The following is a 24615-nucleotide window of genomic DNA, read 5'->3' on the forward strand; positions in this document are numbered from 1 at the left end:
AAATTTGGCGAAAAATTTAGTTATAGTAGAATCACCAACAAAGGCTAAAACTATTGGAAAAATATTAGGAAGTAACTATAAAGTAGTAGCTTCTGTTGGACATTTAAGAGATCTTCCAAAAAGTAAAATGGGAGTAGACATAGAAAATAACTTTGAGCCTCAATATATAAATGTTAGAGGTAAAGGTGACATAATAAAAGAATTAAAAAAACAAGCACAGAAAGCTAGTAAAGTTTATTTGGCAACTGACCCTGATAGAGAAGGTGAAGCTATTTCTTGGCATTTAAGTCATTTGTTAGGTTTAGATGAAAATGAAACTAATAGAGTTGAGTTTCACGAAATAACAAAACCTACAGTAAAAGATGCAATTAAAAACCCTAGAAAAATAGATATGAGCCTTGTTAATGCACAACAAGCAAGAAGAATATTAGATAGATTAGTAGGATATGAAATTTCTCCAATATTGTGGAAGAAAGTTAAAAGTGGCTTAAGTGCAGGTAGAGTTCAGTCAGTTACTCTTAGACTTTTATGTGAAAGAGAAAAAGAAATAAGAGAGTTTGTACCAGAAGAATATTGGTCAATAGAAGCAAAACACATAAAAGAAAAAATAGAGTTTGTGTCATCTTACTATGGTGAATTGGTAAATGGTAAAGAAAATAAAAATGAATTAAAAAATAAGGATGAAACAGAAAAAATTATAAATGATATAAATATAAATGATTTTGTAGTAGATAACATAAAAAAAACTAAGAAAAAGAGAAATCCTTACCCACCTTATACAACAAGTACTTTGCAACAAGACGCTAATAGAAGACTTGGATTTTCTGCATCAAAAACAATGTCTGTTGCACAACAATTATACGAAGGTATAAATATAGGAGAAGAAGGAACAGTTGGATTAATATCATATATGAGAACAGACTCAACTAGAATATCTTCTGAAATAATTAAAGAGTCTTTAGAATTTATCAAAAAAAAGTTTGGTAAGGAATATGCTTCAAAAGGAAATCCGTATGGGAAAAATAAAAAGGGTGCACAAGATGCTCATGAAGCAGTTAGGCCTAGTTCAATAGTTAGAACACCAGATAATCTAAGGGATAATTTATCAAATGATCAATATAAGTTATACAAATTAATTTGGAATAGAGTAGTAGCAAGTCAGATGGAACCGTCACAATATGAGTCAACTAGTGTTACATTATTAAATAAAAATTATATATTTAAAGCAAATGGTAATATTGAATTATTTAAAGGATTTACTGCTATATATTCAGTAGAAGATAAAAAAGAAACACTTCCTTTTCTTGAAAAGGGAGAAAATGTAAAAACTAAAAATATTGAAAAAAACCAACATTTTACTAAACCTAAAGCAAGATTTACAGAAGCTTCTCTTGTCAAAACATTGGAAGAAGACGGGATAGGTAGACCTAGTACTTATGCTTCAATAATTAGTAGTTTATTGAAAAGAAACTATGTGAAACTTGATAAAAAAAGATTTTTTACGACAGAGCTTGGGGAAAATGTTAACTCATTCTTGTTAAAATATTTTAGCGATATAATAAATGAAAAATTTACAGCTACACTTGAAGAAGAACTTGATGAAATAGCTGAAAAAGATTTGGATTGGAAGAAGATAATAGCAGATTTTTATAAGAGTTTAGAAGGAAATTTAGATAGTGCAAAATCTGATACAAATATTTACAAAGTAGAAGATAAAAAAATAAATGAATTTTGTCCAGAATGTGGGAAACAATTAGTTATAAAGCATGGTAGAAATGGAGAATTTATTGGTTGTTCTGGGTTTCCGGATTGTAAATTTACTAAAGCTATAATAAAAGGAATAGGAATAAAATGTCCAAAATGTAAAGAAGGAGAAATTATAGAAAAAGTATCCAAAAAAGGTAAACTTTTTTATGGGTGTAGTAAATTTCCATCTTGCGATTTTGCAGTTTGGGATAAACCTATAAATGAATTTTGTCCAAAATGTAATTCTATTTTAGTGCATAAAAAAAATAGAAAAGTAGATGAAGTAAAATGTTCAAATGAAAATTGTGACTATGTAAAATAGATTCTTGTAAAGTATATTCACATGTGCTATAATACTGGAGGAAAACACACATTTACTGATTAACCAAGAGTTGCCAAATGGTACTTGATTAAAATGACGTAAATGGAGGCGAAAAACAAATGGAGGTATTTTAAATGTCAGTAGTATCAATGAAAGGCCTATTAGAGGCAGGAGTTCACTTCGGTCATCAAACTAGAAGATGGAACCCAAAAATGGAAAAATTTATTTTTACAGAGCGTAATGGTATTTATATTATCGATTTACAAAAAACTGTAAAACAAATTGAAGAAGCTTATAATTTTGTTAGAGAAATTGTAGCTGATGGTGGAAAAGTTTTATTTGTAGGTACAAAAAAACAAGCACAAGAAGCTATAGAAACAGAAGCTAAAAGATCAGGACAATCTTTTGTAAGCCAAAGATGGTTAGGTGGTATGCTTACAAACTACAAAACTATAAAAAGCAGAATTGATCGTCTTCGTGAAATAGAAGGAATGGAAGAAGCTGGTACTTTCAATGTATTACCTAAAAAAGAAGTTATCCAATTAAGACATGAAATGGAAAGATTAGAAAAATTCTTAGGTGGAATAAAAGATATGAAAGGTTTACCAGATGTACTTTTTGTTATTGATCCTAAGAAAGAAAAGATAGCTGTACACGAAGCTCATATTTTAGGAATTCCAGTAGTAGGTGTTGTAGATACTAACTGTGATCCAGATGATGTTGATATTGCTATTCCAGGTAATGATGATGCTATAAGAGCCGTTAAACTTATCACTGGTGTTATTGCTAATGCAGTAATAGAAGCAAATCAAGGAGCTCAAGACGAAGATTTTGTAGAAGAAGTAGCAGAAGAAAAAACTGTTGAAGTTGCAGAAGAAGTAACAGAAGAAGAAATAAAAGAAGCTTCTGAAGAAATAAACTCATAATTTATGATTATATGGTAAGGGTTTAAAGTATATAGCTTTTCTCTTACCTTTTATTTTGATAATACAATAATAGAGGGGGAATATTAAATGGCTATAACAGCAGCAATGGTTAAAGAATTACGTGATAAAACAGGCGCTGGTATGATGGATGCTAAAAAAGCATTACAAGAGGCGAATGAAAATATGGATAAAGCAACAGAAATTTTAAGAGAAAAAGGACTTGCTGGAGCTTCAAAAAAAGCTGGAAGATTAGCATCTGAAGGTTTAGTAGAGGCTTATATACATGGTGGCAGAATAGCTTCTCTAGTAGAGGTAAATTCAGAAACGGATTTTGTTTCTAAAAATGACGAATTTAAGCAATTTGTAAAAGATATAGCAATGCAAGTAGCGGCTTCTGCTCCTAAATATGTTTCAAGAGAAGAAGTACCAAGTGAAGAAGTAGAAAAAGAAAGAGAATTCTTAATTCAACAAGCGATGAATGAAAATGCTGCTAAAGGTATGGATCCTGAAAAATCAAAAATGATAGCTGAGAAAAAAGTTGAAGGAAGAATGAGTAAATTTTATGAGCAAATTTGTTTATTAGATCAAGCATTCATAAAAGATCCTAATATTAATGTTCAAACTCTATTAAATAACTTAATTGCTAAAATAGGTGAAAATATAAAAATTCGTAGATTTGTTAGATATGAAGTAGGCGAAGGATTAGAGAAAAAAGAAGAAGATTTTGCCGCTGAAGTAGCTAAACAAATGGGACAATAAATTTTAAGTAGACATATTTATGTCTACTTTTTGTTTTATATTAAATTAAATACATATTGACAAATGATGACAAGTAGAATAATATTTATTTAACAATCAAATATAATATTTATTTACTTGTATATACTCAAATTGATGGATTGAGCGTTTCTACCTGTCAGCCCCATGACAGACTATAAGTGCTGTAATTTATGTCCACTATATGAGACTAGTTAAAATAAAGCTTTACTACAAATATAGTGGTAGAGCTTTTTTATTTTATTAATAAAATTTAGAAGGAGGGAAGACGTGAAAAAGGCATATAAAGGTAATATTTTATTTACTAAAGATATAAATAATTTAATAGCAATTAAAGAAGGGTATTTAATAGTAGAAGGTAGTAAAATTTTAGATGTAGTAAATGAGAAACCAAAAGATATTTCAAATGAAAACATAATAGATTTTAAAGACAATTTAATTATTCCAGGTTTTGTAGATATACATTTGCATGCACCACAAATCAACAATATTGGATTAGGTGTAGATATGCAACTATTGGATTGGCTAAATAAATATACATTTCCTGAAGAAACAAAATATAAAAATATTGATTATGCAAAAAAATCTTATAAAAAATTAATTAATAAATTATGGGAAAATGGAACTACTAGTTCCGTTATATTTGGTAGTATTTATAATAATTCAAATATTTTATTAGCGGAATTAATTGAAGAATCTGGATTAAAATCATACATTGGAAAAGTGAATATGGATAGAAATTCACCAGATTTTTACATAGAAGATACAGAATATAGTCTTATAGATACAGAAAATTTTATTAATAAGCTTTCTGAATTTAAAAATGTAAAACCGATAATTACACCAAGGTTTGTTCCTAGCTGTAGTGAAGAATTAATGACGGGTTTGGGAGAATTGGCAGAAAAGTATGATTTGAAAATACAATCACATTTATCTGAAAACCAAGGAGAAGTTATGTGGGTAAAGGAATTACACCCAGATTGTAAAGATTATATTGATGTTTATGAAAAATACAAATTACTTAGAAAAGATAAAACTGTTATGGCACATTGTGTTCTTTCTAATGATAGAGAGATAAATAAACTTAAAGAATATAATGTAACAGTAGCACATGCTCCAGTTTCAAATGGGAACTTGGCAAGTGGAATAGCACCTATACATAAATTTTTGGAAAACAACTTAAATGTAGGGATTTGTTCGGATATAAGTGGTGGAAATGAGCTGAACTTAGGAAAAGTATTAACTTTAGGAGAGACATTTGGGAAATTAAAGTGGATAGAAGACAATAGGTTATATGATTATTTAGGAACTATAAATTATTTCTATATGGCGACAAAAGGAAGCGGAAAATATTTTGAAAATGTTGGTAGCTTTGAAAAAGATTATGATGCAGATTTTTTGGTAATAGATGATAGTAATATATTAGATTTTAATGAAAGAACTATAGAAGAAAGATTAAAAAGGTTTTTATATAATGGAAATAGTAATAATATTATAAAAAGATATGTTTTAGGCAAAGAATTAAGAAAACCTTTTAGTGAGTAAATTAATTATTGATCATAATAATAAGGGGGTAATATTGTGAAAAATAACGTAATAGGAAAACCAGCTGAACGCTGGGATGCTATAGCTAAAGTAAAGGGACAAGCTAAGTATACAGCTGATTATGAATTCAAGCATATGTTACATGGGAAAATAGTACGTTCTACAATAGCACATGGATATGTAAAAGAATATGATATTTCTGAAGCAGAATTAATGCCAGGAGTTGTAAAAATTCTTTTACCAGAAGATGTTCCACAAAATAAATATGGAACAGCAGGGCATCCATTAAGTTTAGATCCAAAAAAGAAAGATATAGAAGATAGAACATTATTAACAAGAAAAGTACACCACTATGGTGATACCATAGCAGCTGTAATTGCCAAAACTGAATTAGATGCTATTAAGGCTATAGAAAAAATAAAAATAACCTATGATGAATATCCTGTATATTTAACTCCACAAGAATCAATGAAAGAAGACGCTAAGTTGATTCATGAAGAACATGGAAGTAATATTTTAGCAGATACAACTGTCGGAATAGGAGATATAGATAAAGGTTTTGAGGAAGCTGATTATATATTAGAAGAAGAATTTTCAACTCCAGTACAACAACATACACACATGGAAAAACAAATTGCAACAGCTTACTTAGATGAAGATCAAAGATGGACTTGTATTTCTTCTACTCAAATACCACATATAGCAAGAAGAATAATAGGACAAGCTCTAGGTATGCCTTGGTCTAAATTCAGGGTAAAAAAACCATTTATAGGTGGTGGATTTGGTAATAAACAAGATGTTACAATTGAACCTTTAGCTGTTTATATGAGTATGCTATGTAATGGTAAACCAGTTCAAATAAGCCTTTCACGAGAAGAATCAATAGGTTTTACAAGGACTAGACATGCGATAGATTATAAGTTTAAAGTTGGAGTAACAAAAGATGGAAAAATAACAGCTATGGATTGTGAATGCATATCTAATCAAGGAGGATATGCATCTCATGGGCATGCAATAGCTGGAAAAGGAAGTTCATTTATTGAAGCATTATATAAAATAGATAATTTTCGTTATAATGCAAAAACTGTATATACTAATATTGCGGTGGCAGGAGCAATGAGAGGATATGGAATTCCTCAAGTTATGTATGCTTTAGAATCTATGATAGACGATTTAGCATTAAAAGTAGGAATGGATCCAATAGAGTTTAGAATAAAAAACAAAACCCCAGATGGATACCATAATAAATTAAGTGGTGTAAAACAGTATGGATTTAAAATAGAAGAATGTCTTTTAGCAGGAAAAGAAAAATTTAAATGGAATGAAAAACTAGAAGATAGTAAGAAATATAAAACCGGCTCTAAAAGAAGGGGAGTTGGTGTTGCAGGTTTTTCATATGGAACAGCAGTATATCCTTTTGGACTAGAAGTTTCTGGAGCAAGACTTATATTAATACAAGATGGAAACTTCAAGTTAATGATAGGAGCAACAGAGATAGGACAAGGTTCTGATACTGTATTTTCACAAATGGCAGCTGAAACAATAGGTGTATCAAAAGATAATATAATAAGAGATGCTATAACGGATACAGATGTAGATCCTTTTGACACAGGTGCGTATGCATCAAGACAGTCCTATATAACAGGATATGCAGTTAAAGAAGCAGCACAAAAAATGCGAAAAAAAATCATAGAAAGAACATCAGCTATATATGATATTAGAGAAGAATATATAGATATAGTAGATAGTAAAATTGTATATAAGCACAATGGCGAAATAATTTGTACAATGGCAGAACTTGCCCTTAAATCATTCTATGACTTGAAACATGGTAGACCTATAGTAGCAGAATCATCAGTTAATATACACAATAACTCTTATGCTAGTGGTTGTACTTATGCACAAGTAGAAGTAGATATTGAAACGGGAAGAGTAAAAATATTAGATATTTTAAATGTTCATGATTCTGGAAAAATACTTAATCCAACATTAGCCGAAGGACAAGTTGAAGGTGGTATGGCTATGGCTATAGCATATGGACTAAGTGAAGGATTGGTTTATGATAAAAAAGGAAAACCTTTGAATAATAATTTACTAGACTATAAAATGCCAACAACTATGGATTTACCAGATTTAGATTCATTATTTGTAGAAGAAGATGATCCGTTAGGACCATATGGAAATAAGGCATTAGGAGAAAATCCTCATTGTTCACCAGCACCAGCAATTAGAAATGCAGTTCTAAATGCAGTTGGTGTACCAATAAATAAAATACCGTTAAATACACAAATGGTTTTTGAACATTTAAAGAAGGCTAATTTGATATAGGAAGGAGTTGAGAGTAATGTTTGATATAAAAAAATATTATGAAGCAAATACATTGGACGAAGCTTTAAATTATTTATGGCAAGAAGAAAATCCAATAATAATATCTGGTGGTACAGATGTACTTGTAAAGGCAAGAGATAGAAAAGAAAATTACACCTCAATGACTTTAGTAGGAATAACTAGAATTCCTGAATTATCAGATATATATTTAGATGAAGAAGAAAATTTAGTAATAGGTTCTGCAAATACGTTTACTACAATAGAAAATAATGATTTAGTAAAAAAATATGCACCATTATTATCATATGCAGTTTCAACGGTTGGTGGACCACAAACAAGAAATGTTGGAACAATAGGTGGAAATATTTGCAATGGTGCAACATCAGCCGATAGTGCACCTACATTGTTTGCATATAATGCTACATTAGAGATTAAAGGAAAAAACGGAGTAAGAAATATTCCAATAACCGAGTTTTATAAGGGACCAGGTAAAGTTGAGCTTTCAAATGACGAAATTTTAGTTAAAATAAAAATAGCTAAAAAAGACTATGAGGGCTATAAAGGACATTATACAAAATTTGCTCAAAGAGAAGCTTTAGATATTGCAAATTTAAGTTGTGCAGTATTAATAAAAGAAAATAATAATATTATAAAAGATATTAGGATTTGTTTTGGAGTTGCAGGTCCTACTCCTATAAGAATGAAAAATGCAGAAATTTACGCTAAAGAAAAAGAGATATCAGAAGAAGTTTTAAGTGAAATTGGAAAAAAATGTCTTCTAGATGCAGTAACAAGAGATTCTTGGAGAGCTTCAAAAGAATATAGAGATCATTTAGTAACAATATTACCTGTTCGTAATATACGCACTGCTTTAGGAGGTGCTAAGTAATGAAAAAAGATATTAATTTTATTCTAAATGGTGAAGAATTAACAGCAACAGTAGATATAAGAAGTAGCTTACTTGAATTATTAAGAGATGATTTCGCATTAATTGGCACTAAAGAAGGTTGTAGTGTAGGAGAATGTGGAGCATGTACTGTGATAATAGATGGTAAATTAGTAGATACTTGTATTTACTTAGCTGTTTGGGCAGATGGTAAAGATATAACAACAATTGAAGGATTGTTAAATGAAGACGGTTCTTTAACTGATGTCCAAGAAAATTATGTAGAAGTAGGAGCTGTTCAATGTGGTTTTTGCACTCCTGGTTTAGTAATGGCAAGTACTCAACTATTAAAAGATAATCCAAATCCAAGTAAAGCTGAAATAAGAAGAGGTCTTTCAGGAAATATGTGTAGATGTACAGGCTATAAAAAAATAATAGATGCAGTAGAAAAAACAGCAAAAGAAAGAAATACAAAATAATAAAGAAGCAATTCCTATAAAGGAGTTGCTTTTTTAGTTGATAAAATATTAATGTGGTATAATTTTTAATTAAGTAAAGTAAATTGAAGAGGTAGTATATGAAAAATATTTTATTAGTAGAAGATGAAGAAACATTAAATAGAAGTGTAACGTTCTTGCTAGAAAAAGAGGGATATACATTATTTTCAGCAAAAAATTTAGAAGATGCAAAAGATAAATTTGAAAATAATAATATTAATTTAATAATATCAGACATAAATTTACCAGATGGAAATGGATTGGATTTCATAAAATATATTAGAAAGAGTAGCAATATACATATAATTTGTCTTACTGCATTAGACCAAGAATTTGATCATATAATGGGCTATGAAGCAGGAGCAGATGATTATATAACAAAACCTTTTAGCTTGTCAGTATTGTTATTAAAGGTAAATGCTTACTTTAAAAGAAAAAAATCAAATAATAGAAATGTTATAAAATCTGGAGATATTAAATTTTCAGTTAATGAAATGAAAGTTATAAAAGAAGATGTGGAAATTGAACTTACAAAAAACGAATTAAAATTACTAAAATTTTTTATGGAAAATCCAAAACAAGTTTTGAGTAAGAAACAATTATTAGAAAATCTTTTTGATAGTGATTCAAATTTTGTGGAAGAAAATACAGTTGCTGTAAATATAAGTAGATTAAGGGATAAGATTGAAGTAAATCCTAAAAAACCAGAGATTATTAAAAACTTACGTGGCATAGGATATATATGGAACCAGGAATGTACTAAAGATGAATAATTTTAAAAACAGTAAAAAAATATATTATAAATTATTTTTAATTGTACTATTATTCATTGTTTTGTTAATAGATTCTCTTATAATATTTTCTGAAGTAAAAAATTATAATGACAAACTAAGAATAGTACTAGTTTCATTATCAGAAGAAGATAATACAAAGATACTTTCAGATATTTTAAAGAAAAATGAAGACATAAATGTTGAAAGAGGAGAAAAGACTTTAGAAGAGTATGGTTTTTCAAAAACAAATAATCAACTGTATTCAAAATTAAAAACAAAAATAATATTAATAGTAATTATTTCTATAGTTTTTTATTTATTAATAGCATATATTATTTTATTAACATATAAATTAGAAAAAAATATGCTTAAAGAAGATATTAATAAATTGAGTGAATTAATTTCAAATTATAGAGATAATAAATTTCATACTAAAAATATTAAATTAGAAAATGAAAGTCTTGTTTTTCTAAAAGAAAATTTAATTGCATTAGGAAGTTATTTAAGTTTATTAACTGCAAAAATAAATGAAGAAAAGGAAGAAACTAAAGTATTAGTTACAGATATATCTCATCAACTAAAAACACCAGTAGCAGCTTTGAAAAACAGTTTGGAAATTCTTGAAAATGTTAAATTGACAAAAGAAGAAGCAAAAGAATTTTATAGTAGAGCTATGGCACAAGTAAATGGAATAGATAATTTACTAAAAGCATTACTTAATATTTCAAGAATGGAAAAAGGATTAATAGATATAAAGAAAGAAAAAAGCTTTATATTAGATACTATAGTAGATGCCATTAATATTGTATATACAAAAGCAGAGAGTAAGAACATAGCAATTGAAGTGAACTCGGAAAATGATGTTGATAAATTGGAAATAAACCATGACAAAAAATGGATGAGAGAAACATTTGTAAATATTTTAGACAATGCTATAAAATATAGCAAAGAAAACACAATAATAGAAATAAAAATAATAAAAATGGCTTCTTTTTTAAGGATAGAATTTATAGACGAGGGTGTAGGAATTAAAAAAACAGAATACAATAATATATTCAAAAGATTTTACCGAGGTGAAAATGAAGTTGTAAAAAACAATTCTGGCTCAGGAGTTGGACTTTATTTATGTAGAGAAATAGTTTCAAAACATCATGGCACTATTTCAGTAAAGAAAAACAAATTAAAAGATGGAAGTACATTTATAGTACAAATACCATATAATTAAAATAGTCTTACAAAAATGTAAGATTATTTTTTTATTCTGACATTAACTTGAAATACAAGTTTATTATTATATACTTAATCAAATAAATAGGAGTGAGAAAATGAAAAAAATATTAGAAACAAGAAACTTAAATAAAGTATATGGAAAAAAAGAAAATATAGTAAAGGCAGTACAAGATACTAATATTTCTATAGATAAAGGAGAGTTTGTAGCTATAGTAGGAAAATCAGGATCAGGGAAAAGTACATTATTGTACCTTTTGGGAGGTCTTGAAAATCCTACAAGTGGAGAAGTTTTAATAGAAGGAGAAAATATATTTGATTTAAAAGAAGACGATTTAGCTGTATTTCGTAGAAGAAAAATAGGTTTTATATTTCAATCTTTCAACTTGGTTTCAACATTAAACGTATGGGAAAATATAATCTTACCAGTAGGTTTAGACAATAAAAATATAGATGAAGAATTTGTAAAGGATATAGTAAATACTATAGGTTTGGAAGATAAAGTTAGAAATCTACCAAATACACTTTCTGGGGGACAACAACAAAGAGTTGCAATAGCAAGAGCATTAGCTTCTAAACCAGATATTATATTTGCAGACGAACCAACAGGAAATTTGGACTCAAAAACAAGCGATGAAGTAATGGCATTCTTAAAATTATCAAAAGAAAAGTATGGACAAACATTAGTAATAGTTACACATGACGAAGATATTGCTCAAATAGCAGACCGTACTATATTAATAGAAGATGGTAAGGTGGTGAAATTAGATGAAACTAATTAGAAAAATAGCTTACAGTAATAATAAGAGTAATAAAACTAGAAGTATACTTGTAATTTTATCTATAATACTAACTACTATTTTACTAACATCTATTGGGACTTTTATGTATGCTGCAATAAAAAACCAAGCAGATACTGCAGATAAGTTATATGGAAGTTATTATGGGATATTTAAGAGAGTAACAGATAATGAAATAACAGAAATGGAAAGAAAAAATGCATATACTGATATTGGTAAAACTGCATTTGCAGGGTCAGTAGATAGCAATAGTAGTATAAGTCTTGTTTATAATGATAAAACAACAAATAAATTAACAAATATAGAAGATAAATTAAAAGAAGGAAGTTTTCCTAATAAAAATAATGAAATAACAGGAAGTAAAGAACTGTTTAAAGAATTAGGCTTTAGTGATGTAAAAATAGGAGATACAATAACATTAAATAGTAGATTTGACAATAATAGTAAGTTTGAAGAAAAAGAATTTGTTATTTCAGGTTTATTAAATAATGAGAATATAGAAATCAGAGATAAGTCATATGTGGCATATGTTTCTGAAGAGTTTTATGAAAACGAATCACAAGGAAATAATATTTATTCAGCATATTTTAGGATTAACGAAAATATTGAAATTAATGGCAACAATCAAGAAGAAGTAATTAAAGATTTAGGGAAAGATTTAAGTTTAGAGGAAAATCAAGTAGATGTAAATAATTTTTATTTGATGTTTACCTTACAACCTAAAACTGATTTAATTGTAGGAGTAATAGTAGTAGCGTTACTGGTAATTATATTTTCAATAATAGTAATTTACAACATTTTCCAAATAGGAATACTTCAAAAAGTGCAAGAGTATGGAAAAATAAAAGCTTTGGGAGCTACAAAAAAGCAACTTAAAAAAATTGTAGTAAAAGAGGGAATGTCTTTGGCATTTATAGCTATACCAATAGGACTTTTACTAGGTGTATTTGTAGGAACAAATATATTGAATTTTATAATGGATGAATCTAGTAAAAATCCATTAGCTATGGTTGCAAACTCTAAAATTAACTATGTATCAGTTTATATGTTACTAATATTAGTTGTAGTTTCTATTTTAGTATTAATTACAGTAAGAATTTCTTTAATAAAACCTACAAGAATTGTATCAAAAATATTTCCTATTGAAGCAATAAGATATCAAGGAACTAGAAAAGTTACTAAAATAAAAAGAAAAGGTAAAAAAACTTTAAGATTAAAAAATATAATATTTTCGAATTTTTCCGCGAATAAAACAAGAACAATAAAAACAATTTTTACTATGGGGCTTTCATGTGTACTATTTGTTGTTATTGCAAATATTGCAGGGAACTTTGATGCTGAATTTGAGGCTAAAAAAGATGTAATGTATGGAAAGTTCTATATAAGCTTAGATTATTCATTTAATGATACAGCATATCCAGAAAACAACCTAGATAATATATTAAAAAATAATCCAATTAGTAAAGAGTTAATAAATGAAATAAAAAACATTCCAAATGTTAAAGAAATAAAAACTAGAAATATAATGACAACAAGAGAAATTTCAGATTCAAAAAAATCAGAATACACAGATATTATGGTTATTGATGATGAAGATTTTTATATATTAAAAAATGAAAATGAAGAAAAATATTTAGGAAATACTAATTATAAAGATATTGTAGAAAAAGATGGATTATTATATAGTTCAGCATATTATCTAAAGCAAGATGGGTATAAGTTAAATCAAGATATTAAACTTGATATTAATAGTAAAAATACAAACAAAGAATTAAGCTCTACAATTGAAGGAGCTTTTCCAAGATTTCTACCAACAACTTGGGCTATTACTGAAGAAACTTTTCAAGATTTAGGACTAGAAGAAAACATTGGTTTTGTATGGGTAGATTGTGAAGACAAATACGAAGATGAAGTACTTAAAGAATTAGAAAATATAATTGGAAATAATAAACAAATATCAATGATGACTTATTCTGATTCCTTAACTCAAGCAGAATCAATTATGTATATTACTAAAATAGCTTCATATGCCTTTCTAGTAATAATTGGCTTAATAGGGTTTATGAATATGGCAAATACTATTATTATTAGTATTATTACTAGAAAACAAGAGTTTGGAGTGTTACAAGCAGTAGGTATGACAAATAAACAGTTGAACAGAATGCTACAAACAGAAGGGTTAATATTTACAATAGGAACAATTGCTATTTCATTATTACTAGGGCTACCTTTAGGATACTTTGCATTTTATTACTTAAAAGATAAGGTAGGGCTGATGGGATTAAATATATATCATATTCCATATAAAGAAATAATTATTATGATATTAGCTATAGCATTACTACAAGGAATTTTATCCTTTGTACTTTTAAGAAATGTAAAAAAAGAATCTTTAGTAGATAGAATAAGGTTTAGTGAATAATAAAAAGAGAACTTAAGAAGCTCTTTTTTTGTTGTCAAATCTTGATAAATCCACAAAACAACTAGTTTTCTTAAGTTGAAAAAGTGATGGCTAAATGGTATGATATTAAAAGTATAAAGTAAATAATAAAACAATATTTATTAACTATAGGAAATTTAAAAGACATACAAATACTTAGGAGGACAATTTGGAGTTAGCTTTTAAGAGAGTTATAATAAAATTAAGTGGAGAAGCATTATCAGGTGGAAAAGGACATGGCTTAGATGATGTAGTTATAGAAAATATTTGTAAATCTATAAAAGAAGTTCATGATTTAGGTTTAGAAATAGCTATAGTTGTAGGTGGAGGAAACTTCTGGAGAGGTAGATCTAGCGAAAATATAGACCGTTCAACATCTGACAGTATGGGAATGCTTGGAACAGTAATAAATGCCTTAAGGCTACAAGCGTCTCTTGAAAACTTAGGAGTTGATACTAGGGTACAAACTGCTATAGAAATGAAAGCGGTAGCTGAACCATTTATAAGAAGAAGAGCTATTAGACATATAGAAAAGAAAAGAATTTTAATTTTTGGAGCAGGAGCAGGTCTTCCATATTTTTCAACAGATACAACAGCGGCATTAAGAGCTGCTGAAATAAATGCAGATGTTATTTTGTTAGGTAAGACAGGTACAGATGGAATTTATAATAAAGATCCTAATAAATATGATGATGCAGTTAAATATGACAAATTAAGTTATATAGACATTTTAAATCAAGGTTTAAGTATAATGGATTCAACAGCAACTTCACTTTGCATGGATAACAATATACCATTAATAGTGTTTGGTATTGACGATCCAAGTAATTTAATTAAAGTTGCATGTGGAGAAAATATAGGAACTACTGTAGGGGGGAATAAATAATGTATAGCGATGTTTTAAAAAATTTAGAAGATAGAATGAGAAAAACAATTTTAGCTTACCAAGATGAATTAAAGTCAGTTAGAGCTGGGAGAGCTAATCCAGCGTTATTAGATGGAATAACGATTGATTATTATGGAACTCAAACTCCTTTAAATCAAGTATCTACAATAAATGTTGCAGAAGCTAGACTTTTAACAATTCAACCATGGGATGCTTCAACAATTGGTCCTATTGAAAAAAGTATAATGCAGTCAAATTTAGGAATTACTCCTTCAAATGATGGTAAGATTATTAGATTACCTTTTCCAGCTTTAACGGAAGACAGAAGAAAAGAATTGGCTAAATTGGTTAAAAAATATGGTGAAAATGCTAAAGTATCTTTGAGAAATGCTAGAAGAGATAGTCTAGATGAATTGAAAAAGATGGAAAAAAGTTCTGAAATTTCAGAAGATGAATTGAGAAATGCTGAACAAGATGTTCAAGATATAATAAATAAGTATACAAAAGAGGTAGATTCCATTACAAAGAACAAAGAAGACGAGTTAATGGAAATCTAGGAGGAGTTATGCAAGAGAATTTGCTAGAACAGATAGATTTAGACAATGTTCCTGAACATGTTGCAATAATACTTGATGGTAACGGGAGATGGGCTAAAAAAAGATTTTTCCCAAGGTTTAAAGGTCATCAAGAAGGAATGAAAAGAGTAGTTGAAATTGTCGAAAAATCTAGTGATTTAGGAATAAAATATTTAAGTGTATACGCTTTTTCTACAGAAAATTGGAAAAGACCTGAGTCTGAAGTAAGTTCTCTTATGGATTTATTGGTATATTATGTAGAAATTCAATTAGCTAAATTGAAAAAAAATAATGTAAAAGTTATGACTTTGGGAGATTTGTCTATTATTCCTCCAAAATCAAAAGCGGCTATTGAGAAAGCATGTAGTGATACAAAAGATAACACGGGTATGGTTCTTAACATTGCAATTAACTATGGTGGAAGAAGTGATATAATCCATGGAGTTAAAGGTGTCGTTGAAGATATTAGCAATAAAAAAATTAGCATAGATGATTTAACTGAAATTTCTTTTAAGGATTATTTGTACACTTCACATCAACCTGATATTGACCTTTTAATTCGTTCAGGTGGAGAAAAAAGAGTTAGTAATTTTATGTTATATCAAATGGCATATGCTGAGTTGTATTTTACAGACTGTTTATGGCCAGACTTTAAAGAAGATGAATTATACAAAGCTGTTTTAGAATACCAAAATAGAAATAGAAGGTTTGGTGGAGTATAATGAAGAATTTATTAGTTAGAGCTATGACAGGCATAGTTTTAGTAGCAATTATAATTGGATGCACTATACTAGGAAGACCTTATTTGTTTGGCATGACTTTATTTTTGTCAATAATAGGTATATTTGAATTTTTTACTGTAAATAAAAAATTAGGATATAATCCAAGTATAATATTAGGTATACTATTTTCCATAATATTATTAACCATAGATTATTTAGGGTATGTAAAAGTAGAAGGAACAGCTTTAATTATTTATACTTTTATAGTTATGGGAAGTATGACTTTCTTTGATAAATTTAATCTAGAAACTACTTATTTACAAGTATTTGTAATAATGTATATACCACTAGCTTTTAGTAGATTAATTCTGCTTTCTGGCACAGAAATAATATGGTTAGTTTATATTTGTTCTTGGGGAACAGATACGTTTGCTTACCTTGTAGGTTCTGTAATGGGTAAACACAAATTAAGTAAAAAATTAAGTCCGAAAAAATCAATAGAAGGTGCAATAGGTGGAGTAGTTGGTTGCATTATATTAACTTACATATTTGCTGTGTTTTTGAAATTGGATAATAAGTTTGTTTTGATGTTTGTAGCAGCGATTGGATCTGTTATTTCTCAAATGGGAGATTTATGTGCATCTAAATTTAAGCGATTATCTGATACTAAAGATTACGGTAAAATATTTTTAGGACATGGTGGAGTTTTGGATAGATTTGACAGTGTTTTATTTACAGCTCCATACATTTATTTAGTATCTATATTGATATATTAGGAGGCTTAATGGTAATAACAACGATAGCATCAGTAGTAGTTTTTTTGATGTTGATTTTTATTCACGAATTAGGACATTTTTTAGTAGCGATAAAATCTGGAATAAAAGTAAACGAATTTTCTATTGGAATGGGGCCTAAAATTTATCAGACAACTAAAAAGGACATAAAATATTCTCTTAGAATATTTCCTATAGGAGGGTATGTTGCAATAGAAGGTGAAGATGAAAATTCTAATGATCCCAAGGCATTTAATAATGCAAAACCTATAAAAAGGCTGGCTGTAATAGTTGCTGGTGTAATAATGAACTTCATTTTAGGATTTCTAATTATGTTTTTTATAAGTTCTGTAGGACAACCTGGAATAGTAGGGTTTTCTGAAAATAGTGTTGCTGAGAAGTCGGGAATAAAAGTAGAAGATAAAATTTTAGAAATAAATGGGAATCAAATAAAATATACTTCAGATATATCAAAGTATATATCGTCTTCAAAAGAAAAAGAAGTAGATATATTGATAAAAAGAAATGATGAAGAACTATCTTATAAAATAATTCCCGAAAAGAATGAAAAGGGTGAATATTTAATTGGAATTGAAGTAGGAAGCATTTTTTCCTTAGAAAACTTTTCAATAACACGAGGATTTGTTAAAGGTTTTGAAAATTTTAAATATGCTTCAACAATTTTGTTTAAATCTTTTATTCAATTATTCACTGGTAAAATACCACTTTCAGAACTTTCTGGACCTGTAATGGTAGTTAAAACTATAGGAACATTTGCACAGCAAGGCATTTTACAACTATTAAATTTTGTTGCCCTAATGTCTATAAACTTAGGTATATTTAATATACTACCTTTTCCAGCATTAGATGGAGGGAGAGCAGTTTTAATTATTATTGAGATGATAACTGGTAAAAAATTACCAGAAGAAAAAGAAGGAATGTTGAATTATGTAGGATTTATTTTTTTAATAGGTCTTATGATAGTTGTATTTTTCAAAGATATAATTTCTTTGTTGTAAGGAGATAAAATGGAAAGAAAAATAACGAAACAAATTATGGTAGGTGATGTTCCAGTAGGAGGTACATCACCTATTACTATTCAGTCAATGACTAACACAATAACTAAAGATATTGATTCTACAGTTAATCAAATATTGCTTTTGGAAAAATATGGTTGTGATATTTCTAGATCTGCAATTAATGATTTAGATGATGCCAAAGCTATAAAAATTATAAAAGAGAAAACTAACATACCTTTTGTTGCAGATATACAATTTGATTATAGATTAGCAATAGCAGCAGTAGAAAATGGTGCAGATTGTTTAAGAATAAATCCTGGTAATATTGGAAACAAAGATAGGGTAAGAGAAGTTACTCATTGTTGTGAAGAATACAATGTTCCAATAAGAGTAGGAGTTAATAGTGGTTCACTACATCAAAAATATTTAGATAAATATGGCGGTGTTTGTGTTGATTCAATTGTATATAGTGCATTAGATGAGGTAGAATTTATAGAGTCGTTAGGATTTTACAATATGAAATTATCACTTAAATCTAGTGACGTGAACATGAGCATTGGATCCTATAAAAAAATATCAGAAATGACAGACTATCCTTTGCACTTAGGTATTACAGAAGCAGGACCTGCATATGTGGGTACAATTAAATCAGCAGTAGGGATTGGAAGCTTACTTAGTCAAGGAATAGGGGATACTATAAGAGTTTCATTGACAGCGGCTCCAGAAGAAGAAATAAAAGTAGGAAAAGAAATATTAAAATCTTTAGGTTTAAGAACAGAAGGTGTAAATATAATTTCATGTCCAACTTGTGCAAGAACAAAAATTGACTTGATAAGTATTGTTACAGAAGCAGAAAAAGTATTGGAAAATCTTAACAAAAATTTAAATGTTGCAATAATGGGATGTGTTGTAAATGGTCCAGGTGAAGCTAAGGAAGCGGATATAGGTATAGCTGGTGGAAATGGTCAAGGTTTAATTTTCAAAAAGGGAGAAATAGTCAGAAAAGTTAAAGAAGAGGATTTATTAAAAGAATTAATTAAAGAAATCGAGAATATGTAATGAAGGTAAAAAATGGAAGATAAATTTAATAAACTTTTAAAAAATCATACATTAACAAGAGATTTAAATTGTAGTCCGTGTATTGAAAAAATTAAATATAATTTAAAGCTAGATAAAATAGAAATAAAGATTAAAGATGTTGATGGTGAAAAAGATAAAAATATAATAAAAAATTTTTTCAGAGATATACTTCCCACATTATCAAATATAGAGATTTCATACAGAGAAGAAGTAACAAATAATAATTCAAACGCAGTTGATATTATAAAAACGCTAATAAATTTTTTCAACAAAAAAGAGATATACTTAAATAGTAGCGATATCTATACAATAGCAGATTCAGTATCTATATATTGCAATAATGATAATTTTAAAAAGTTATCTTCAATTGGAAATATAAAAGAAGAAACTATTAATTATTTAAAAAATTTGAATTGCAATGGTTATGAAAATATTATTTTCAATGAAATAGAAGAAGATATTTCAGAAAAACATCTTTCTATGATTAAATCTAAAGAAACTAAAATTACTAAAAAAGTAGTATCTCAAATAAACCAAAATACAGAAAAAACTGTAGTTGAACAAGATACAGATAAAAAAGAAAGATTCGGTAAAAAGATTACTAATTCAGTTACACCTATTAAAGATTTAGGCGATAGCTGGGATTATTTATGTGTAGCAGGAGAAGTAATAGATTTAAACAAAGTTGTTACTAAAAAGGGAGATTATGTAATATTAACTTATGATATAAGTGACTATACTTCTACGGTAACTTGCAAAACATTTTTCACTACAAAAAAATTTGAAGAATATGAGCATTTAATAAAGATAGGTGGGGCTATAAAAGTTGAGGGTAAATACTCATACGATAACTTTGCAAGAACAAATGTAATTAATGTTTCAAGTATAGAACCTTGCACAATAGCCAAAAAGAAAGATAATGCTATCAAGAAAAGAGTAGAATTACATTTATATACTCAAATGAGTGCATTGGACGGTTTTGTAAAGGTTAATGAACTTATGGATATACTAAAAGAATGGGGTCATACTGCAATAGGTATAACTGACAAAGGTGTGGTTCAAGCTTACCCTGATGTAGATCAAATGGCTCGTTCAAAAGGAATAAAACCACTATATGGACTTGAAGCAAAATTTTTGAAAAACAATATAAGAATATTAACAGATTATTATTCCACTTACAATGATAATGAATTTGTTGTTTTTGATATTGAAACAACAGGTTTTTCTAAAATAAATAACAAGATTATAGAAATAGGTGCTGTCAAAATAAAGAACAGAGAAATTGTAGAAAATTATAACCAATTAATTAATCCTGAAGTATTTATACCAGAAGAAATTATTGAATTAACAGGTATAGATAATAATATGGTTAAAAATGAACCAGTTATAGAAAAAGTCCTACAAGAGTTTATGAATTTTGTTGGAGATTCAACTTTAATAGCACATAATGCAGATTTTGATATTGGATTTATAAGAGAAAATTGTAAAAGGCAAAATATTGAATTTAAAAATGCTTTCATAGATACTGTTACTTTATCTAGAGCTGCTTTTCCAGAACTTAAGAGACATAAATTGAATTTGGTAGCTAAGCATTTAAACATATCTCTAGAAAATCATCATAGAGCTTGTGATGATGCAAAAGCAACTGCTGAAATATTTTTAGAAACGCTTAAAAGATTAGCAGATAAAGGAATAAATTTTAATGAAAATATAAATGATTTAGAAACAGATTGGCCATTATATAAGAACGAATCATTCAATGGATTAATATATACAAAAAATTTAGTAGGGCTCAAAAATTTGTATAAGATAGTTTCTGAATCGAGTTTAAATTATTTTAATAAATCTCCAGGAATCCCTGAGTTTTTATTGGAAAACCATAAAAAAGGTTTGATAATTGGAAGTGGAAATCAAGAAGGAGAATTATTTAAAGCTATTTTAGATGATATACCAGAATTTAAAATAGAAGAAATCGCTAGAAAATTTGATTTTTTAGAAGTTCAACCACCTGAAAATTATGGAAATCTGGTATTTAATGGAAAAATCAAAGATAATGAGGAAGTAAAAAATATTATTTCAAGAATAGTCAACTTAGGAGAAAAGTTAAATATACCTGTTGTTGCTACAGGAGATGTACATTATATTTACCCTGACAATTATCTGCTTAGAAATATAGTGCAAACAGCTCAACCAATGGGCAGAAAAGAATACAAGCCAGTATTATATTTAAGAACAACAGATGAAATGTTAAATTCGTTTAGTTTCTTAGGAAATAAAAAATCTAAAGAAATAGTAATAGAGAATACCAATAATATTAAAGATATGTTGGAAGAATTTAAGCCAATACCAGATGGCACATTTCCTCCAGTAATAGAGGGTTCTGACAAAGAATTAAAAGATATTACCTATAATAAAGCAATTTCACTATATGGAGATCCGTTACCAGAAATTGTAAAACAAAGGTTAGATAGAGAATTAACGTCTATAATATCAAATGGGTATGCAGTTTTGTATATAATAGCACAAAAATTGGTATGGAAATCTAACGATGATGGATATCTTGTAGGATCAAGAGGTTCAGTAGGATCTTCTTTTGCCGCTACTATGGCAGGAATAACAGAAGTAAATCCATTATTACCACATTATAGATGCCCTGAGTGTAAACAGAGTGAGTTTATAGATGATATGAATGTTGGTTCTGGTATAGATATGCCTGATAAAAAATGTCCGGTTTGTGGTTCAGATTATGTAAAAGATGGTCACAATATACCTTTTGAAGTTTTCCTAGGATTTGAAGGAGATAAAGAACCAGATATAGATTTAAACTTTGCAGGAGAGTATCAGCCAATTGTTCATAAATATACAGAAGAGTTATTTGGACATGATAAAGTGTTTAGAGCAGGTACAATAGGAACAATAGCTGACAATACAGCTTATGGATACATTCAAAAATTTTTGGAAGAAAATAATGAAAATATTCCAGCAGCTGAACTAAAACGTCTTCAGAGAGGTATTGTAGGAATAAAGAGAACTTCAGGACAACATCCTGGGGGGGTAATGATTGTTCCTCAGGATAAAGAAATTTATGATTTTTGTCCAGTACAACATCCAGCAGATGATATGAACTCAAGTATTATAACAACTCATTTTAACTATCATTCTATTAGTGGAAGGATATTAAAACTGGATTTACTAGGACATGATGTTCCATCTATAATAAAAATGCTTAGTGATATAACAGGAATAGACCCCTTGTCAATACCTTTAGATGACGAAGATACAATGAGTATATTTAGAAGTACAGAAAAATTAAATTTTGTAGAGGACTATGATTATTCAACTATTGGTACTTTAGGAATACCAGAATTTGGGACAAAATTTGTTAGACAAATGTTAGTCGAGACACTTCCTACAACTTTTTCAGAACTTGTAAGAATTTCTGGTTTATCACATGGAACGGATGTATGGACCAATAATGCTCAAGAGTTAGTTAAAAATAATATAGCATCTCTTAAAGAGGTTATTTGTACAAGAGATGATATTATGACCTATCTTATTCAAAAAGGCTTAGAAAACAAGAGATCTTTTAAAATAATGGAAACAGTTCGTAAAGGGCGTTTATTAGATGAAGAAACAGAAAATTATATGCGAGAAAATAATGTTCCAGAATGGTACATAGACTCTTGTAGAAAAATTCAATATATGTTTCCTAAAGCACATGCGGTGGCTTACTCTTTAATGAGTTATAGAATTGCATATTTTAAAGTTCATTATCCTGAAGCTTTTTATTCAACTTTTTTTACAACGAAGATTGCCGATTATCCAGGGCAAACAATATACTCAGGAATTGAAGCTATACGAACAAGAATGAAGGAAATAAAAGAACTTGGTTATGGAGCATCAGCAAAAGACAATAGTATATTAACGGTATTAGAAGTAGCTGAAGAAATGTATTGCAGAGGTATTAAGTCCAGTAAGATAACTTTTAAAGATTCAGACGAACTTAAGTTTAAAGTATTAGAAAAAGGTTGCATTCAGCCACCTTTTAGAGCGTTAGAAGGAGTTTCAGATGCACATTCTATTGCTATATACAAGGAATACCATGAAAATGACTTTTTATCTATACAAGATTTAACTAAAAGAACAAAAATAAATAAGGGAGCAGTTGAAGCTCTAAAAATTCATGGTGTTTTGGAAGGACTTCCAGATTCTAATCAGTTAAGCTTTTTATAAAAGGTGTTGTTTTTTCAACATCTTTTTTATTTTGATATTTTTAATGCTATAATTAGAGTAGCTTATTTTAAGGAGAATTTATGGAAGAAGTAAAATTAGAATATGAAATATTAGACGAACATTTTATAAAAAATTTATTTAATAATTTAGAAGAAAAAATTAAATTAATAGAAAGAGAAATGAATGTAAAATTATCAGTTTATAAAAATGGATTGTCTATTTTTGGAGATAAATTATATGTTGAAGCAACTTACAATCTGTTAAATGAGTTATTATCAATTTACAACAAGGATAAAGATATTACAACTCAGCAATTAAGATATTTAATTGGCATGATAAAAAAAGGAAAGCATGATATTTCTAAATTTTTACTAGATGAGATAATTTGTGTTACTGCTAAAGGACGTACTTTAAAACCAAAGACATTAGGGCAAAAAAAATATGTGGATTTAATTTTAGAAAATGATATAGTATTTGGAGTAGGACCAGCAGGAACAGGAAAAACTTATTTAGCAATGGCTATGGCAGTTAAAGCTTTTAAAAATAATGAAGTAGATAGAATAATTTTAACAAGACCAGCGGTTGAAGCTGGAGAAAACTTGGGTTTTCTACCAGGGGATTTACAAGAAAAAATAGATCCATATTTAAGACCTATATATGATGCATTGTTTGAAATATTAGGTTATGAAAATTACCTAAAATTGCAAGAAAAAGGACTTATAGAAGTAGCACCACTTGCATATATGAGGGGGAGAACTTTAGATAATGCATATGTTATATTGGATGAAGCTCAAAACACAACAAATGAGCAAATGAAAATGTTTTTAACTAGAATAGGATATGGTTCCAAGGCCATTATAACAGGTGATATCACTCAAATAGATCTTCCTAAGGGTAAAAAATCCGGACTTAAAAATGCTAATACTATATTAAGAGATATAGATGGTATAGAGTTTATGGATTTTGATACTACAGATATTGTTAGACATCCTTTAGTTCAAAAGATAATTAATGCTTATGATAAATTTGAGACGAAAAATGAAAAGGAAAAAAATTAATT

At 28.3% G+C, this 24615-nt stretch carries 19 protein-coding genes and 1 riboswitch; all 19 genes read left to right on the plus strand.

All coding sequences use genetic code 11. From position 1 onward, the window contains the following. The first annotated feature begins 4 nt into the window (after positions 1–4). Positions 5–2068 carry a type I DNA topoisomerase gene (gene topA, locus CS899_RS01095; RefSeq protein WP_099203675.1) on the plus strand — a complete coding sequence of 688 codons (2064 nt, stop codon included), beginning with the start codon at positions 5–7 and terminating at the stop codon, positions 2066–2068. A 134-nt stretch (positions 2069–2202) separates the two neighbouring features. Then, on the plus strand, positions 2203–2994 hold the full coding sequence (gene rpsB, locus CS899_RS01100; RefSeq protein ID WP_099203118.1) for a 30S ribosomal protein S2: 792 nt from the start codon (positions 2203–2205) through the stop codon (positions 2992–2994). A gap of 87 nt (positions 2995–3081) precedes the next feature. Then, positions 3082–3753 carry a translation elongation factor Ts gene (tsf, locus tag CS899_RS01105; protein ID WP_099203119.1) on the plus strand — a complete coding sequence of 224 codons (672 nt, stop codon included), beginning with the start codon at positions 3082–3084 and terminating at the stop codon, positions 3751–3753. Between the two features lie 97 nt (positions 3754–3850). Further along, positions 3851–3949, plus strand: a riboswitch (purine riboswitch). 92 nt (positions 3950–4041) lie between these two features. Then, the gene (locus tag CS899_RS01110) at positions 4042–5316 is read left to right on the plus strand and encodes an amidohydrolase family protein (protein ID WP_099203120.1); all 1275 of its coding nucleotides are present in this window, start codon (positions 4042–4044) and stop codon (positions 5314–5316) included. 36 nt (positions 5317–5352) lie between these two features. Continuing rightward, the gene (gene xdhA / locus CS899_RS01115; RefSeq protein ID WP_099203121.1) at positions 5353–7644 is read left to right on the plus strand and encodes a xanthine dehydrogenase subunit XdhA; all 2292 of its coding nucleotides are present in this window, start codon (positions 5353–5355) and stop codon (positions 7642–7644) included. Between the two features lie 16 nt (positions 7645–7660). After that, a complete protein-coding gene (gene xdhB, locus CS899_RS01120; protein ID WP_099203122.1) occupies positions 7661–8533 on the plus strand; it encodes a xanthine dehydrogenase subunit XdhB in 873 nt (290 codons plus the stop codon). Further along, on the plus strand, positions 8533–9009 hold the full coding sequence (xdhC, locus tag CS899_RS01125; RefSeq protein WP_099203123.1) for a xanthine dehydrogenase subunit XdhC: 477 nt from the start codon (positions 8533–8535) through the stop codon (positions 9007–9009). The genes xdhB and xdhC overlap by 1 nt, the downstream gene beginning before the upstream one ends. Before the next feature lie 98 nt (positions 9010–9107). Beyond that, on the plus strand, positions 9108–9800 hold the full coding sequence (locus CS899_RS01130; protein WP_099203124.1) for a response regulator transcription factor: 693 nt from the start codon (positions 9108–9110) through the stop codon (positions 9798–9800). Beyond that, positions 9793–11025 carry a sensor histidine kinase gene (locus CS899_RS01135; RefSeq protein ID WP_099203125.1) on the plus strand — a complete coding sequence of 411 codons (1233 nt, stop codon included), beginning with the start codon at positions 9793–9795 and terminating at the stop codon, positions 11023–11025. Before CS899_RS01130 ends, CS899_RS01135 begins: the two co-directional genes overlap by 8 nt. Positions 11026–11125: 100 nt before the next feature. After that, positions 11126–11809 (plus strand): ABC transporter ATP-binding protein, encoded by a 684-nt coding sequence (locus CS899_RS01140; RefSeq protein WP_099203126.1) that lies wholly within the window; start codon positions 11126–11128, stop codon positions 11807–11809. Next, positions 11796–14249, plus strand: a complete 2454-nt coding sequence (locus tag CS899_RS01145; protein ID WP_099203127.1) for an ABC transporter permease — start codon at positions 11796–11798, stop codon at positions 14247–14249. Before CS899_RS01140 ends, CS899_RS01145 begins: the two co-directional genes overlap by 14 nt. Before the next feature lie 187 nt (positions 14250–14436). Next, entirely contained in the window at positions 14437–15153 is a 717-nt protein-coding gene (gene pyrH / locus CS899_RS01150) for a UMP kinase (protein ID WP_099203128.1), read from the plus strand. After that, entirely contained in the window at positions 15153–15710 is a 558-nt protein-coding gene (gene frr / locus CS899_RS01155; RefSeq protein WP_099203129.1) for a ribosome recycling factor, read from the plus strand. The genes pyrH and frr overlap by 1 nt, the downstream gene beginning before the upstream one ends. A gap of 8 nt (positions 15711–15718) precedes the next feature. After that, positions 15719–16450, plus strand: a complete 732-nt coding sequence (locus tag CS899_RS01160) for an isoprenyl transferase (protein WP_099203130.1) — start codon at positions 15719–15721, stop codon at positions 16448–16450. Continuing rightward, the gene (locus CS899_RS01165) at positions 16450–17226 is read left to right on the plus strand and encodes a phosphatidate cytidylyltransferase (protein WP_099203131.1); all 777 of its coding nucleotides are present in this window, start codon (positions 16450–16452) and stop codon (positions 17224–17226) included. The genes CS899_RS01160 and CS899_RS01165 overlap by 1 nt, the downstream gene beginning before the upstream one ends. Before the next feature lie 8 nt (positions 17227–17234). After that, on the plus strand, positions 17235–18242 hold the full coding sequence (gene rseP / locus CS899_RS01170; protein ID WP_099203132.1) for an RIP metalloprotease RseP: 1008 nt from the start codon (positions 17235–17237) through the stop codon (positions 18240–18242). 9 nt (positions 18243–18251) lie between these two features. Continuing rightward, positions 18252–19301 carry a flavodoxin-dependent (E)-4-hydroxy-3-methylbut-2-enyl-diphosphate synthase gene (gene ispG / locus CS899_RS01175; RefSeq protein WP_099203133.1) on the plus strand — a complete coding sequence of 350 codons (1050 nt, stop codon included), beginning with the start codon at positions 18252–18254 and terminating at the stop codon, positions 19299–19301. Between the two features lie 12 nt (positions 19302–19313). Further along, positions 19314–23555, plus strand: a complete 4242-nt coding sequence (locus CS899_RS01180; RefSeq protein ID WP_099203134.1) for a PolC-type DNA polymerase III — start codon at positions 19314–19316, stop codon at positions 23553–23555. An 80-nt stretch (positions 23556–23635) separates the two neighbouring features. Then, the gene (locus CS899_RS01185) at positions 23636–24613 is read left to right on the plus strand and encodes a PhoH family protein (RefSeq protein ID WP_099203135.1); all 978 of its coding nucleotides are present in this window, start codon (positions 23636–23638) and stop codon (positions 24611–24613) included. Positions 24614–24615 lie beyond the last annotated feature (2 nt).

It is taken from the genome of Miniphocaeibacter massiliensis (genome assembly GCF_900232905.1).
Classification (GTDB): domain Bacteria; phylum Bacillota; class Clostridia; order Tissierellales; family Peptoniphilaceae; genus Miniphocaeibacter; species Miniphocaeibacter massiliensis.

Bases quoted from the DNA above. Each gene is read 5' to 3' on its own strand.
- rseP (WP_099203132.1), top strand. From the start codon at position 17,235: ATGGTAATAACAACGATAGCATCAGTAGTAGTTTTTTTGATGTTGATT.
- xdhB (WP_099203122.1), top strand. From the start codon at position 7,661: ATGTTTGATATAAAAAAATATTATGAAGCAAATACATTGGACGAAGCT.
- frr (WP_099203129.1), top strand. From the start codon at position 15,153: ATGTATAGCGATGTTTTAAAAAATTTAGAAGATAGAATGAGAAAAACA.
- tsf (WP_099203119.1), top strand. From the start codon at position 3,082: ATGGCTATAACAGCAGCAATGGTTAAAGAATTACGTGATAAAACAGGC.
- CS899_RS01185 (WP_099203135.1), top strand. From the start codon at position 23,636: ATGGAAGAAGTAAAATTAGAATATGAAATATTAGACGAACATTTTATA.
- CS899_RS01165 (WP_099203131.1), top strand. From the start codon at position 16,450: ATGAAGAATTTATTAGTTAGAGCTATGACAGGCATAGTTTTAGTAGCA.
- rpsB (WP_099203118.1), top strand. From the start codon at position 2,203: ATGTCAGTAGTATCAATGAAAGGCCTATTAGAGGCAGGAGTTCACTTC.
- CS899_RS01160 (WP_099203130.1), top strand. From the start codon at position 15,719: ATGCAAGAGAATTTGCTAGAACAGATAGATTTAGACAATGTTCCTGAA.
- CS899_RS01130 (WP_099203124.1), top strand. From the start codon at position 9,108: ATGAAAAATATTTTATTAGTAGAAGATGAAGAAACATTAAATAGAAGT.
- xdhC (WP_099203123.1), top strand. From the start codon at position 8,533: ATGAAAAAAGATATTAATTTTATTCTAAATGGTGAAGAATTAACAGCA.
- CS899_RS01140 (WP_099203126.1), top strand. From the start codon at position 11,126: ATGAAAAAAATATTAGAAACAAGAAACTTAAATAAAGTATATGGAAAA.
- CS899_RS01180 (WP_099203134.1), top strand. From the start codon at position 19,314: ATGGAAGATAAATTTAATAAACTTTTAAAAAATCATACATTAACAAGA.
- CS899_RS01135 (WP_099203125.1), top strand. From the start codon at position 9,793: ATGAATAATTTTAAAAACAGTAAAAAAATATATTATAAATTATTTTTA.
- CS899_RS01145 (WP_099203127.1), top strand. From the start codon at position 11,796: ATGAAACTAATTAGAAAAATAGCTTACAGTAATAATAAGAGTAATAAA.
- ispG (WP_099203133.1), top strand. From the start codon at position 18,252: ATGGAAAGAAAAATAACGAAACAAATTATGGTAGGTGATGTTCCAGTA.